Raw genomic sequence first — 12,416 nt, forward strand, 5'->3', positions numbered from 1 at the left:
GCACCAGCCGCCGTCAGGCGATCATAGCGGGTTCCCGCCACTGGCGGCGGCTGGTGCGGTCAAGGTCGTAGCGCACGGCGGCGATCCGTCGTACCGCATCGGTCAGCACCGGCACCGGCAGGGTGAACGGCAACCGCAGGAACCGCTCCAGGGTGCCGTCGATGCCGAACCGGGGACCAGGGGCCAGTCGTACCCCGGACTCCTCAGCCGCCCTGGCGAGCGCGCTGGAGATCGGGCCGTCCAGCTCCGCCCAGAGGGTCACCCCGCCGTGCGGCACGGTGACCCGCCACTCGGGCAGCACGCTGGCCAGCTCGGCGAGCAACGCGTCCCGCTGGGCGGTGAGCTGCGCCAACCGGGCCGGCACGATGGTGTCCGCAGCGGCCAGCAGGTGGACCCCGACCAGCTGGTCCAGCACCGGACCGGCCATGTCCACCCCGACCCGCAGCGCGGCCAGTCGCTGCACCAACGGCGCCGAGGCCCGCACCCAGCCGATCCGCAGCCCACCCCAGTAGGGCTTGCTCATCCCCCCGACGGAGATCACCCGGGAATGCCGGTCGAAGACCGCGGTAGGCGGCGGCACCGGGGTGCCGTCCAGCGGCAGGTCCACGAACGACTCGTCGACCACCAGGTCGGTGCCGCTGGCGTGGGCCGCCGCGACCACCCGCTCCCGCAGCGCTGTCGACATCAGGTGACCGGTCGGGTTCTGGAACTCGGGGATCAGGTAGGCCAACCGGGGCCGGTCCTGCCGGATCGCGCCGAGCAGCAGGTCGGCGTCCCACCCGTCGCCGTCGGTGGTCGCCAGTCCGTGGGTGGCGATCCGGGCCCGGCGGGCGGCGAGCGCGGCGAGCGCGTTCGGGTAGGTGGGCGACTCGACCAGCACCGGCGCGCCGGCTGGCAGCAGCAGCCGTAGCACCAGGTCGAGGGCGTGCTGGGTGCCGCTGGTCACCATGATCTGTTCCGCGCTGGTGGGCAGACCACGCCGGGTGTAGCCCTGGGCTACCGAGGCCCGTAGCTCGGCAAGCCCGGTCGGGTAGTAGCCGGCGTGCTGCAGGTAGCGGGGCAGGTCCTCGGCGGCGGCCCGGGCCGCCGGCACCAGCTCGGGCGGGGCGGCCAGCGCCGCGTACCCCAAGTCGATCATGTCGGGGGCGGTCTCCGCAGTCCACAGCCCGGAGCTGGCGACCTGGTGGCCGCTGGGCAACGTGGTCCAGCTGCCGGCTCCCCGGCGGCTGGTCAGGTGGCCGGTCTCCCGCAGGCTGCGGTACGCGGCGGTGACGGTGGTCCGGCTGATCCGCAGCGCCTCGGCCAGTTCCCGCTCGGCCGGCAGCCGTACGCCGAGCGGCAGCCGCCCGTCAGCGAGCAGGCCGCGGACCGCCCCGGCCAACGCGGCGTAGTCCGGGTTGCGCCGCCGGCCGGGCAGGGCATGCCACTGGCCGAGCAGCCGGGCCAATTGGCTCCCCCGCACGATCACCGCCATAACCAGTTGCCTCCAATTGGCCGTACCGCCATCGCCGATTGGACTTCAGAGTGGCATGCATGACCAGAATTGGCAACGGCGGTGGACTCCGCTGCAGACCGGATCCCAACCCCGGTCACCATCCCGGCGGCCGCCCCGGCCGCCACCCGGGTCGGCGACTGCCCCGGCGGCTCGGACAGCTCTACGCCGGCCTCACCCTGTACGGCGTCAGCATGGCGCTAATGATCGAGTCGGATCTCGGGCTGAACCCGTGGGACGTCTTCCACCAGGGGTTGACCCAGCTGACCGGGCTGAGCTTCGGGACCGTCACGGTGCTCGTCGGCGGCGCCGTGCTGCTGCTGTGGATACCGCTGCGGCAGCGGCCCGGCCTCGGCACGGTCAGCAACGTGGTGGTGATCGGCGTCGCGGTGGACGCTGGCCTCGCACTACTGCCGGCACCGACGCACCTGCCGGTCCGGGGCACGTTCCTGGTCGCCGGGATCGTGCTCAACGGCCTGGCCACCGGCCTGTACATCGGGGCGCGGATGGGCCCCGGCCCCCGGGACGGGTTGATGACCGGCTGGGTGGCCCGGCACCCGCGCAGCTCGGTCCGGCTGGTCCGCACCGTGATCGAGCTGACCGTGCTGGCGTGCGGCTGGCTGCTGGGCGGCACCGCCGGGCTGGGCACCGTGCTCTACGCCGTCGGCATCGGACCGCTGGTGCAGTTCTTCCTGCCGCTGTGCACCGTACCCACCGACGCAGCCGCGCCCGACAGAACCGCGCCCGAGCCGGTCCCGGCGGTCAGTCATCCGGTGGACGGTAGCTGACACCGGCCCGGTCCAGCCGGCGCAGCTGCCCGGTCAGCCGGCTACGGAACTCCGCCCACACCCCGGGCGGGACCGCGCCGGTGTCGTCGGTCGGCACCGGTCCGGACCAGCCCACCTCGGCCAACGCCGCCAGCCGGGGGAAGGCCCGCCACCACACCCGCTGCTCGGTGGGCAGGTACTCGCTCCACAGCTGCCCCTGCACCCCGAGCACGTCGCCGGGCTGGAACCCGTACACCGTGCGCAGCGGCAGCACCCCGGCGATGGCCAACGGCTCGGCCGGATCGTCGGACTCGGCCCAGTCGAAGTACGTGTGGCTGTACGGCGCGGCGACCACCGGCAGACCGGCGGCCCGGGCCGCGTCGATCCGGTCGATGCCCCGCCAGGCGAAGACGGTGGCCCCGGCCGGTGCACCCCGGTCGAGCAGTTCGTCCCAGACTGCAGTCCGCCGGCCGTGGCCCGCCAGATGCTCGGCGAGCCGCCCGGTCCACCAGCCCTGCAGGTCCGCCACCCGGGGCAGGCCGAGTTCGGTGGCACGAGCGACGGCCGCCGGGTTCGCCGCCCACTCGGCGGTCGGCACCTCGTCCCCGCCGACGTGCACGTACTCGAACGGGAAGACCTCGACCACCTCGTCGAGGATGTGGTGCACGGCGGCCAACGTGGCCGGTTCCAGGTTGAGTACGTGGGTGGAGATCCCCCAGGTCGTCCCGACTGCCAACTGGCGGGTCGGATCGTTGCCGAACTCGGGATAGGCCGCGATCGCCGCCTGGGCGTGCCCGGGCAGGTCGATCTCCGGCATGATCCGCACGCCGCGCCGAGCCGCGTACGCCACCAGGTCACGCAGCTCCGCCTGCCGGTACCAGCCACCGTGCGGCACCCCGTCACTGCGGCCGTCCCGGAGGTGACCGGCCGGCGACGCCACGCGGAACCCGCCCACCTCGGTCAACCGGGGGTACCGCCGCACCTCGAACCGCCAACCCTGGTCATCGGTCAGATGCAGGTGCAGGGTGTTGAGCTTGTGCATGGCCAGCACGTCGACGTAGCGGTAGAGCAGCGGCAACGGGTGGCACCAGCGGGCCACGTCGAGCAGCGACCCCCGCCAGGGGTACGCCGGCACGTCGACGATCTCCACCATCGGCAGCCGCCACGGCACCCCGGTGACCGGGCCGGCCGCGTACACCTGCTCGGGCAGCAACTGCCGCAGCGTCTGCACCGCCCAGCGCAGCCCGGCCTCGGCGGCGGCCACCGCCCGGACCCCGGCCGGGTCGACCCGCAGCCGGTAGCCCTCGGCACCGAGCTCGGGATCATCGCGCACCAGCAGGCTGATCACGCCATCGCCGGGTGCCCCGACCGGCGGCAACGGCAGCCCGGTCGCCGGGGTGAGCAGCTCGCGCAGCAGGTCGGCGACACCGACCGGCGCGCACACGCTGGTCGCGGCATCGAGGGCGAAATGCCCGGCCTCACGGATCAGGTGGGTGGGACGTGGCAAAAGCATGTCCACAGCCAAGCACAGGAGTTCCGCCCGCGCGCCCGGCGCGGCATCATGGGCAGATGATGGACGAGGGGTGGGCTTGGTCGGACGCGTGGATCTTCGTCTCGGCGGTCATCGCGGGCAAGGTGGGTCGGCACCGCAGGTCGCCGCTGAGTCGTCGACCCGAAGGGGTACGTCTGGTCGACGTGCTCGCCACCGCCGAACACCTCAACCAGGCGATCCCCACCCGGGAAGAAATAGAGACCGGGGTACGCCGACTGCTCGGTGCCGACCTGATCTCGGTCAGCGACGGCTGGTTCCTGGTGACCGAGGCCGGGGAACAGCTGTGGCGGGACCGGCCACGCAGCGGTCTGACCACCACGGTGGACAGTGTGCACGGGGTGCTCGACCAGCGGTACGCCGCCACCGAGGCCGAGTGGCGGCTGGACGACCAGGACCACGCCGCCGCGATGCTCGAATACACCGGGCGTTTCCTGCCGCCGGTGCCCCGGCGTTCGGTGGAGAACTCCGCCGCCGCCCAGCAGGGCCGGGCCTGACCTCGGGCGGGTCGACGGGGTCGGCTACGGCGGTCAGCGCACCGGGTGGCCGGCGTCACGCAGCTCCTGTTTGACCGCGCCGATGGTCAGCTCGCCGAAGTGGAACACGCTCGCGGCGAGGACCGCGTCAGCCCCGGCGGCCACCGCCGGTGGGAAGTGCGCGGTGGCACCGGCACCGCCGCTGGCGATCACCGGTATGTCGACCACCGCCCGTACCGCAGCGATGAGCTCGACGTCGAAACCCGCCTTGGTGCCGTCGGCGTCCATCGAGTTGAGCAGGATCTCACCGGCACCCAGTTCGGCCCCGCGCCGCGCCCAGGCCACCGCGTCGATCGCGGTCCCCCGCCGACCGCCATGGGTGGTCACCTCGAACCCGCTCGGCGTGTCGCCGCTGGCGACCGTCTCCCGCCCGGCGCGGCGTACATCCAGGGACAGCACCAGCACCTGCCGGCCGAACCGGTCGGCGACCTCAGCGATCAGACCGGGACGGGCGATCGCCGCGGTGTTCACCCCGACCTTGTCCGCCCCGGCGCGCAGCAGCGTGTCCACGTTCTCCACCGAACGCACCCCGCCGCCGACGGTGAGCGGGATGAACACCGATTCGGCGGTCCGGCGGACCACGTCCAGCATGGTGCCGCGGGCGTCGGAAGAGGCGGTGACGTCGAGGAAGGTCAGCTCGTCCGCTCCGGCCGCGTCGTAGGCGGCGGCCAGCTCGACCGGATCCCCGGCGTCGCGCAGGTCGACGAAGTTGACCCCCTTGACCACCCGGCCCGCGTCCACGTCGAGGCAGGGGATCACCCGGACCGCGACGCTCACCCGGAAACCTCCGGGCGACCGGCGTCGCGCAGCGCGGCGAGCGCCTGCGCGACGCTGAACGCGCCCGCGTACAGCGCCTTGCCGGCGATCACACCCTCCACCCCGGCCGATTCCAGCGTGGCAAGCGCCCGCAGATCATCCAGGGTGGAGACGCCGCCGGAGGCGATCACCGGCGCGTCGGTCCGCGAGCACACCTCACGGAGCAGGTCCAGGTTCGGTCCCCGCATGGTGCCGTCCTTGGTGATGTCGGTGACCACGTACCGCGCGGCCCCGGCCTTGTCCAGCCGTTCGAGGATCTCGAACAGGTTGCCGCCGTCACGGGTCCAGCCTCGGGCAGCCAGCGTACGGCCACGCACGTCCAGGCCGATCGCCACCCGGTCGCCGAACTCGGCGACGATCCGGTCGCACCAGACCGGATCCTCCAACGCGGCGGTGCCGATGTTGACCCGGGCCGCGCCGGTGCCCAACGCGGCGGCGAGCGACTCGTCGTCGCGGATCCCGCCGGACAACTCCACCGCCACGTCGAGCTGCCGGACCACCTCGGCGAGCAGATGGGCGTTGCTGCCGCGGCCGAAGGCGGCGTCGAGGTCGACCAGGTGGATCCACTCCGCCCCGTCACGCTGCCAGGCGAGCGCCGCCTCCAGCGGATCACCGTAGGAGGTTTCGCTACCGGCCGCGCCCTGGACCAGGCGGACGGCCTGGCCGTCGGCGACGTCGACAGCGGGAAGCAGGGTCAGGGTCACGGATCGTCTCCTCGAAGATGGTGGGTGTCAGGTCCGTCGGCCGAGTGCGATGACCACGACGGCGGGTGCCACGAGCAGCAGTACGGCGATCAGCAGCAGGCGCAGCGCCATGTCGGGCACGGCCAGCCAGACGACCGCCAGCGCCGCCACGGTCAGCACTGCGATCCCGGCGCGTTCGGCGCGGCTGCGCCGGATGAACAACCGCCCGGTGCGCCCGCCCGGCCGGCGTGGGGTGAGCCGGCGCAGCGCGGACCGACGACGCTGCCGGCGGGCGCTGGTCCGGGCCCGGGCGGCCCGCTCGCGTTCCGCCTCGGCCAGCCGGGCGGCCCGGCGGCGGGCCCGTTCCTTGCTCACCGGTCCTCCCCTCCCGTCGTGGTCGGCGCAGTCAGCATGGCCAGCCAGTTGCCCAGCAGGGTGGCCCCGGTCTGGCCGGACTTCTCCGGATGGAACTGCGTCGCCGACAGCGCACCGCGTTCGGCGGCGGCCACGAAGCGGCCCCCGTGACCGGTGGTGGTGACCAGGGCGCCGGCGGCGGTCAGCTGATCGACGGCGAGCGCCGCGTAGGAGTGCACGAAGTAGAACCGGGCGTCGGCGGGCTGCCCGGCGAACAAGGTGCTGCCGGCCGGCGCGGCGACGGTGTTCCAGCCCATGTGCGGCACCCGCTCGGCGGGCAGCCGGCGAACCCCGCCGGGCAGCAGGCCGAGCCCTTTGGTGACCACCCCGTGCTCCTCGCCGTACTCGAAGAGGATCTGCATGCCGACGCAGATGCCGAGCACCGGGCGTCCCTCGGCGACCCGCCGGCCGATCACCGGCGCCGCGCCCAACTCGTCGATGCCGGACATGCAGGCCGCGTACGCGCCGACACCCGGCACCACCAGCCCGGCGGCGGCGTCGGCCGCGGCCAGGTCGGCGGTCACGGTCACCTGGGCACCGGCCCGGGCCAGCGCGCGTTCGGCGGAGCGCAGATTGCCGGAGCCGTAGTCGAGCACCACGACGGCCGGCGGTGGCGTGGCCATCAGTCACCTCCGGGTAGCAGCCAGAACACACCGGCGGCGACCGCCAGCAGGGCGAGCCCGGCGGCCAGGCCGACGGCACCGCGCCCGGCACCCTGACGATGCAGCGACCAGGCACCACCGACCAGCACCCCGGCCAGCGCGAACAGCGCTACCGGCAGGAAGCTGTCCACGTTACAGCGCGCCTTTGGTGCTGGGCACCGAGCCGGCCGACCGGGGGTCGATCGCCACCGCCTCGCGCAGCGCCCGGGAGACCGCCTTGAACTGGGCCTCGACCACGTGGTGCGCATCCGGGTGGCCGCCGTCGCGGGCGGCCCGCAGCACCGACACGTGCAGCGTGATCATGGCCGAATGGCCGAGTGACTCCCAGATGTGCCGGGTCATGCTGGTCGGGTAGACCGGCCCGATGTAGGGCGCCAGCGCCGGCTCGTCGTGCACCACGTACGGCCGGCCGGACAGGTCGACCGCCGCTCGTACCAGCACCTCGTCCATCGGAATGGTGGCCGAGCCGTACCGGCGGATGCCCGCCTTGTCGCCCAGCGCTTGGCGCAGCGCGGTGCCCAGCGCGATCGCCGTGTCCTCCATCGTGTGGTGCGCGTCGATCTCCAGGTCACCGACCGTCTGTACGGTCAGGTCGAAACCGCCGTGCCGGGCGATCTGGTGCAGCATGTGGTCGTAGAAGCCGACACCGGTGCCGATGTCGGCGGTGCCGGTGCCGTCGAGGTCCAGCTCCACCAGCACCTTGGTCTCGGCCGTGGTGCGTTCGACCCGCGCGGTGCGGTTCATCAGATTCCTTCCGTGGACGCTCCGGCCCGCAGGCCAGGGAGGAAATTTGCGGCTGTCTGCGACGTGGCGGCCCGTTCGGCCTTGGCGACCAGTTCGGTCATCGCGGCGAGGAACGCGTCGGTCTCCTGCGGCGTCCCAGCGGTCACCCGCAGCCAGCCGGCCAGCCCGACGTCGCGGACCAGCACCCCACGCTCCAGCAACGCCTGCCAGACGGCCCGCTGGTCGCCACCGGCGACGCCATCGACACCGCACAGCACGAAGTTGGCGTCGCTGTCCGCCACGGTGAGCCCGAGCCGACGCAGCTCGGCGACGATCCGGTCCCGCTGATGCATGATCACCCGTACCGTACCGAGCAGGGTGTCCCGGTGCGCCAGCGCCGCCCGGGCCGCCGCCTGGGTGAGTGCCGACAGATGGTAGGGCAGGCGGACCAGTTGGACCGCGTCGACCACCGCCGGATGCGCGGCCAGGTAGCCCAGCCGACCGCCGGCGAAACCGAACGCCTTGCTCATCGTCCGGGTCACCACCAGCCGTGGATGCGTCGACAGCAGCTGCACCGCGCTGGCCGTGCCGGGGCGGGCGAACTCGGCGTACGCCTCGTCGACGACGACCATGCCCGGCGCGGCGGCCAGCACCGCCCGCACCACCGCCGGGTCCAGGGCGGTCCCGGTCGGGTTGTTCGGGGAGCAGAGGAAGACCAGGTCCGGCTGGTGCTCGACCACCTGGCCGGCCGCGTCGTCGGCGGACAGGTCGAAGTCGGGTCCGCGCCGGCCGTCCACCCACCGGGTGCCGGTGCCCACCGCCAGCAGCGGATGCATCGAGTACGCCGGGGTGAAGCCGAGCGCCACCCGGTCGGGACCGGCGAACGCCTGCAGCAGCTGCTGCTGGATCTCATTGGAGCCGTTGGCCGCCCACACCCCGGCGGTGGTCAGCCCATGGCCGAGATAGCCGGCCAGGTCGGCCCGCAGCGCGACCGCATCCCGGTCCGGGTAGCGGTTGAGTTCCCGCAGTTCGGCGGTGACCGCCTCGGCGATCGCCTCGACCACGACGTCCGGCAGCGGGTAGGAGTTCTCGTTGGTGTTGAGCCGCACCGGCACGTCCAACTGCGGTGCGCCGTACGGGCTGCGCCCGCGCAGATCGTCGCGGATCGGCAGGTCGTCCAGGGTGATCGGGCCGGTCATCTGGTCACCGTCGATCCACCCGCGATCGGGGAAACGGCCGGTGAGTTCGCTGCCGGGGCGGCGCTGCCGGTCGGGTCGGCGAACCGGGCCCGGACCGCCTGCCCGTGCGCCGGCAGGTCCTCGGCCTCGGCCAGAGTGACCACGTGGTCGGCGACGTCACGCAACGCGTCCGCGTCGTACTCGACGAGGTGGATGCCGCGCAGGAAGGACTGCACCGACAGACCCGAGGAGTGCCGGGCGCAGCCGCCGGTGGGCAGGACGTGGTTGGAGCCGGCGCAGTAGTCGCCCAGCGACACCGGGGCGTACGCGCCGACGAAGACCGCCCCGGCGTTGCGGACCCGCAGCGCCCACTGCCGGGCGTCCCGGGTCTGGATCTCCAGGTGCTCGGCGGCGTACGCGTCGACCACGGCCAGACCGGCGTCGAGGTCGTCGACCAGGACGGTGCCGGACTGCTCGCCGCCGAGCGCGGTGGCGATCCGGTCGGCGTGCCGAGTGGCCGGCACCTGCCGGGCCAGCTCCCGGTCGACCGCGTCGGCCAGCCCGGTCGACGGGGTGACCAGCACGCTGGCCGCCAACGGGTCGTGCTCGGCCTGGCTGATCAGGTCGGCGGCGACGTGCACCGGGTCGGCGGTGTCGTCGGCGAGAATGGCGATCTCGGTCGGGCCGGCCTCGGCGTCGATGCCGACCACCCCGCGCAGCAGCCGCTTGGCGGCGGTGACCCAGATGTTGCCCGGCCCGGTGATCACGTCGACCGGGGCGCACCGGTCGGTCCCGTCCGGATCGACGGCGGCACCGTAGCCGAGCATCGCGACGGCCTGGGCGCCGCCGACCGCGTACACCTCGTCGACGCCGAGCAGGGCGCAGGCGGCCAGTACGCGGGCGTCGGGCAGCCCGTCGTTGTCGCGCTGCGGCGGGCTGGTCACCACCAGCGACGCCACCCCGGCGACCTGGGCGGGTACCACATTCATCACCACGGTCGACGGGTACATCGCCAGCCCGCCGGGCACGTACAGCCCGACCCGGCCGACCGGCACCCAGCGTTCGGTGACGGTGCCTCCGGGCACCACCTGGGTGGTGACGTCGGTCCGGCGCTGGTCGGCGTGCACCCGCCGGGTCCGGTCGATGCATTCCAGCAGCGCGGCCCGGACCCCGGGGTCGAGGTCACGCTCAGCCGCGGCGAGCGCCTCGGTGGGCACCCGCAGCCGGTGCGGGCTGACCCCGTCGAACCGCTCGGCCGCCTCCCGGATCGCCGGGTAGCCATGGTCACGGACCGCCTCCACCAGCGGGCGGATCCGCTCGACCGCCGCGGAAACGTCGAGCTGGGCACGGGGCAGCAGGCCACGCGGGTCGCGTGACCCGCCTCGCAGGTCGATCCGGTTCAGCACGCCTGCGAGTCTAGGCGTCCTCCCACTGGCCGGACGCCGCCCGTCCAGCGGACGGGACAGTGAGCGTGACCACGCTAGGCTCGACCGGTGGGTCAGCGGCTACCGGTCTTTCCGCTCGGGACGGTGCTCTTCCCCGGGTTGGTGCTGCCTCTGCACATCTTCGAGGAGCGCTACCGGGCGCTGGTCCGGCATCTGACCAGCCTGCCCGACGGGGTCCCCCGGGAGTTCGGGGTGGTGGCGATCCGGCGTGGCTGGGAGGTGCTGCCGACCGCCGGGCCGCCGGGCGCGCCGACGCCGACCTCGGTGAGCCTGCACGAGATCGGCTGCACCGCGCAGCTGCGGCAGGTCACCGAGCTGCCGAACGGACGGTACGACCTCGTGACGGTGGGTCGGCGCCGGTTCCGGATCACCGACCTGGCCACCGAAGGTACGCCGTACCTCACCGCGTCGGTGCAGTGGCTGCCCGAGCCGACCGGGTCCGAGGAGCTGGCCGACCTGCTGGCGCCGCAGTTGCTCGCGGTGTTCCGGCAGTATCTCGACCTGGTCCGGACCGACTCGGCCGAGATCACCGAACAGCTGCCGGAGCAGCCGACCGTGCTGTCCCACCTGGTGGCGGCGACCGCCGCGTTGCACATCAGTGAGCGGCAGGCGCTGCTGGCGGAGCTGGACACCGCCCGGCGGCTACGGGCCGAGCTGCGGATGCTCAATCGGGAGGTGGCGCTGCTGCGCCGGGTGCGGGCGGTGCCGGTCCCGTTGCCCGAGTTGGCGATTCCGGCGAGTCCGAACTGATCCGCGGATCGGCGGCGACGTCCGGGGCCGGCTCCGGACGCAGGTCCGGGTGGTCGGGTCCGGCCCCGACCAGGTCCGGCTCGGGACGCAGGTCCGGGTGGCTGGACCAGCCGGCCAGCATGGTGTACGCCAGCACTGCGCCGAGCGCCGGAGCACCGAACGCGCCGGTGACCGTCGGCAGCACGCCGAACCACAGGTCGAAGTCGCCGGCCTGCAGATCCGGTGGCCGCTCCAACTGGGCACCGAGCGCCGCCGTCTCCAGTGCCCGCTGGTAGCCGGCCAGGCCGATCTGCCGGCCGAGGGTCCAGGCCAGCGCTGCCGCGCCGAGCCCACCGACGGTGACGGCGACCAGCCCGTACGGTCCACGGGACCGGGGCAACGACGCCCAGACGACGATCCCGGCGAGGATCCCGTAGCCGACGCCGAGCATCGCGAACCAGCCGTCGGCGGCGACGAAGTACTCCGGGGCGCCGCCGCGTACCGCCGCGCCCTGCTCGGTTCTGACCACCGGAATCCAGGGGGCCAGCATCGACCAGGCGACGCCGAGCGGAGCACCACCGACGGTGATCGCGGCGGCGACGTACAGCCCGGGCCGACGCCAGATCCGGCGCCGGCCGGCGGCCCGGGTGGGCTCCACGGCGCCGGTGTCGGGCGGCGGCGCCGGCGACGCCCCGGACGGGCCGGTCGGATCACCGGGTGGGCCGGCGTCAGCGGTGGAACTCACCCGTCGATCCTCTCGCAGATCTCAGCCGGCCACGGCGGTGGGGCCGAGGAGCGCTTTGAGGTCTGCCATCAGGGCGGTGGTCGGGGCGACCCGGTGCGGGCCGAGGCGCAGCAGGGTGGCGCGGCCGCCGTTGACGAGTTTGACGTGTACCTCGGCCGAGCCGGGGTGGCTGGTCAGCACGTCGCGGAGGCTGTCGACCAGGGGTGGGGTGCAGCGGGCCGGGGACAGTGCGATCACGATGGGTTTGATCTCGTCGGCGGCGGTGATCTCCGGTACGGACAGGTCCATCGCCATCAGCCGGGGCTGGTCGTCGCGTCGGTCGACCCGGCCCTTCACCACGACGATGGCGTCCTCGGCGATGTACTGGCCGACGAGTTCGTAGGTGTTCGGGAAGAACAGCACCTCGACGGCGCCGCCCAGGTCCTCCAGGGTGGCCGACGCCCACGCCCGGCCCTGTTTGGTGATCCGCCGCTGCACCCCGGAGAGGATGCCGGCCAGGTTGACCACGGTACCGTCGGCGACCGCGCCGTCCTCGGACAGGGCGGCGATGGACATGTCCGCCGCTGCGGCGAGGACATGCTCGACACCGAACAGCGGGTGGTCGGAGACGTACAGGCCGAGCATCTCCCGTTCGAAGGTGAGCAGGTCGGTCTTGTCCCACTCGCCGTCCGGGATCG

The 12,416-nt window shown here is 73.5% G+C and carries 14 protein-coding genes and 1 pseudogene; 3 read left to right on the forward strand and 12 right to left on the reverse strand.

What is annotated here, in order from left to right; translation table 11 throughout:
- Positions 1-13: 13 nt before the first annotated feature.
- Positions 14-1,474, reverse strand: coding sequence for a MocR-like transcription factor YczR (gene yczR, locus ACXAHD_RS19635; protein ID WP_281550574.1), 1,461 nt, complete (start codon positions 1,472-1,474; stop codon positions 14-16).
- Positions 1,475-1,533: 59 nt separating this feature from the next.
- On the opposite strand from yczR, the gene yczE reads away from it, so the two are divergent.
- Positions 1,534-2,280 carry a membrane protein YczE gene (yczE, locus tag ACXAHD_RS19640; protein ID WP_281550575.1) on the forward strand — a complete coding sequence of 249 codons (747 nt, stop codon included), beginning with the start codon at positions 1,534-1,536 and terminating at the stop codon, positions 2,278-2,280.
- Here yczE and ACXAHD_RS19645 read toward each other — a convergent pair.
- The gene (locus tag ACXAHD_RS19645; protein ID WP_281550576.1) at positions 2,255-3,772 is read right to left on the reverse strand and encodes a beta-N-acetylhexosaminidase; all 1,518 of its coding nucleotides are present in this window, start codon (positions 3,770-3,772) and stop codon (positions 2,255-2,257) included. The genes yczE and ACXAHD_RS19645 overlap by 26 nt on opposite strands.
- A 56-nt stretch (positions 3,773-3,828) precedes the next feature.
- Here ACXAHD_RS19645 and ACXAHD_RS19650 point away from each other — a divergent pair, with 56 nt between their 5' ends.
- Positions 3,829-4,305 carry a hypothetical protein gene (locus tag ACXAHD_RS19650; protein ID WP_281550577.1) on the forward strand — a complete coding sequence of 159 codons (477 nt, stop codon included), beginning with the start codon at positions 3,829-3,831 and terminating at the stop codon, positions 4,303-4,305.
- Between the two features lie 33 nt (positions 4,306-4,338).
- Here ACXAHD_RS19650 and hisF read toward each other — a convergent pair whose 3' ends face one another.
- From hisF to hisD, 8 genes and pseudogenes are all read right to left on the reverse strand, one after another.
- Positions 4,339-5,121 (reverse strand): imidazole glycerol phosphate synthase subunit HisF, encoded by a 783-nt coding sequence (gene hisF / locus ACXAHD_RS19655; RefSeq protein WP_281550578.1) that lies wholly within the window; start codon positions 5,119-5,121, stop codon positions 4,339-4,341.
- The gene (gene priA, locus ACXAHD_RS19660; RefSeq protein ID WP_281550579.1) at positions 5,118-5,864 is read right to left on the reverse strand and encodes a bifunctional 1-(5-phosphoribosyl)-5-((5-phosphoribosylamino)methylideneamino)imidazole-4-carboxamide isomerase/phosphoribosylanthranilate isomerase PriA; all 747 of its coding nucleotides are present in this window, start codon (positions 5,862-5,864) and stop codon (positions 5,118-5,120) included. The genes hisF and priA overlap by 4 nt, the downstream gene beginning before the upstream one ends.
- A gap of 27 nt (positions 5,865-5,891) precedes the next feature.
- Positions 5,892-6,218 carry a hypothetical protein gene (locus tag ACXAHD_RS19665; RefSeq protein WP_278170174.1) on the reverse strand — a complete coding sequence of 109 codons (327 nt, stop codon included), beginning with the start codon at positions 6,216-6,218 and terminating at the stop codon, positions 5,892-5,894.
- The gene (gene hisH / locus ACXAHD_RS19670) at positions 6,215-6,880 is read right to left on the reverse strand and encodes an imidazole glycerol phosphate synthase subunit HisH (protein ID WP_475052316.1); all 666 of its coding nucleotides are present in this window, start codon (positions 6,878-6,880) and stop codon (positions 6,215-6,217) included. The genes ACXAHD_RS19665 and hisH overlap by 4 nt, the downstream gene beginning before the upstream one ends.
- Positions 6,880-7,050 (reverse strand): hypothetical protein, encoded by a 171-nt coding sequence (locus tag ACXAHD_RS19675; protein WP_281550581.1) that lies wholly within the window; start codon positions 7,048-7,050, stop codon positions 6,880-6,882. The genes hisH and ACXAHD_RS19675 overlap by 1 nt, the downstream gene beginning before the upstream one ends.
- 1 nt (position 7,051) lies before the next feature.
- The gene (gene hisB / locus ACXAHD_RS19680) at positions 7,052-7,663 is read right to left on the reverse strand and encodes an imidazoleglycerol-phosphate dehydratase HisB (RefSeq protein ID WP_123602584.1); all 612 of its coding nucleotides are present in this window, start codon (positions 7,661-7,663) and stop codon (positions 7,052-7,054) included.
- The gene (locus ACXAHD_RS19685) at positions 7,663-8,841 is read right to left on the reverse strand and encodes a histidinol-phosphate transaminase (RefSeq protein ID WP_281550582.1); all 1,179 of its coding nucleotides are present in this window, start codon (positions 8,839-8,841) and stop codon (positions 7,663-7,665) included. The genes hisB and ACXAHD_RS19685 overlap by 1 nt, the downstream gene beginning before the upstream one ends.
- 80 nt (positions 8,842-8,921) lie before the next feature.
- Positions 8,922-10,226: pseudogene (gene hisD / locus ACXAHD_RS19690) on the reverse strand (histidinol dehydrogenase); the annotation flags it as partial.
- Positions 10,227-10,313: 87 nt separating this feature from the next.
- Here hisD and ACXAHD_RS19695 point away from each other — a divergent pair.
- Positions 10,314-11,015 (forward strand): LON peptidase substrate-binding domain-containing protein, encoded by a 702-nt coding sequence (locus ACXAHD_RS19695; protein WP_281550583.1) that lies wholly within the window; start codon positions 10,314-10,316, stop codon positions 11,013-11,015.
- On the opposite strand, the gene ACXAHD_RS19700 is transcribed toward ACXAHD_RS19695, so the two are convergent.
- A complete protein-coding gene (locus tag ACXAHD_RS19700) occupies positions 10,930-11,739 on the reverse strand; it encodes a DUF2567 domain-containing protein (RefSeq protein WP_289213169.1) in 810 nt (269 codons plus the stop codon). The two genes, ACXAHD_RS19695 and ACXAHD_RS19700, sit on opposite strands and share 86 nt — an antisense overlap.
- Before the next feature lie 21 nt (positions 11,740-11,760).
- The coding region (locus tag ACXAHD_RS19705) for an OB-fold nucleic acid binding domain-containing protein (RefSeq protein WP_475052321.1) at positions 11,761-12,416 on the reverse strand (656 nt) is incomplete at its 5' end.

The sequence above is a fragment of the Micromonospora sp. ABR4_055 genome (genome assembly GCF_056160425.1).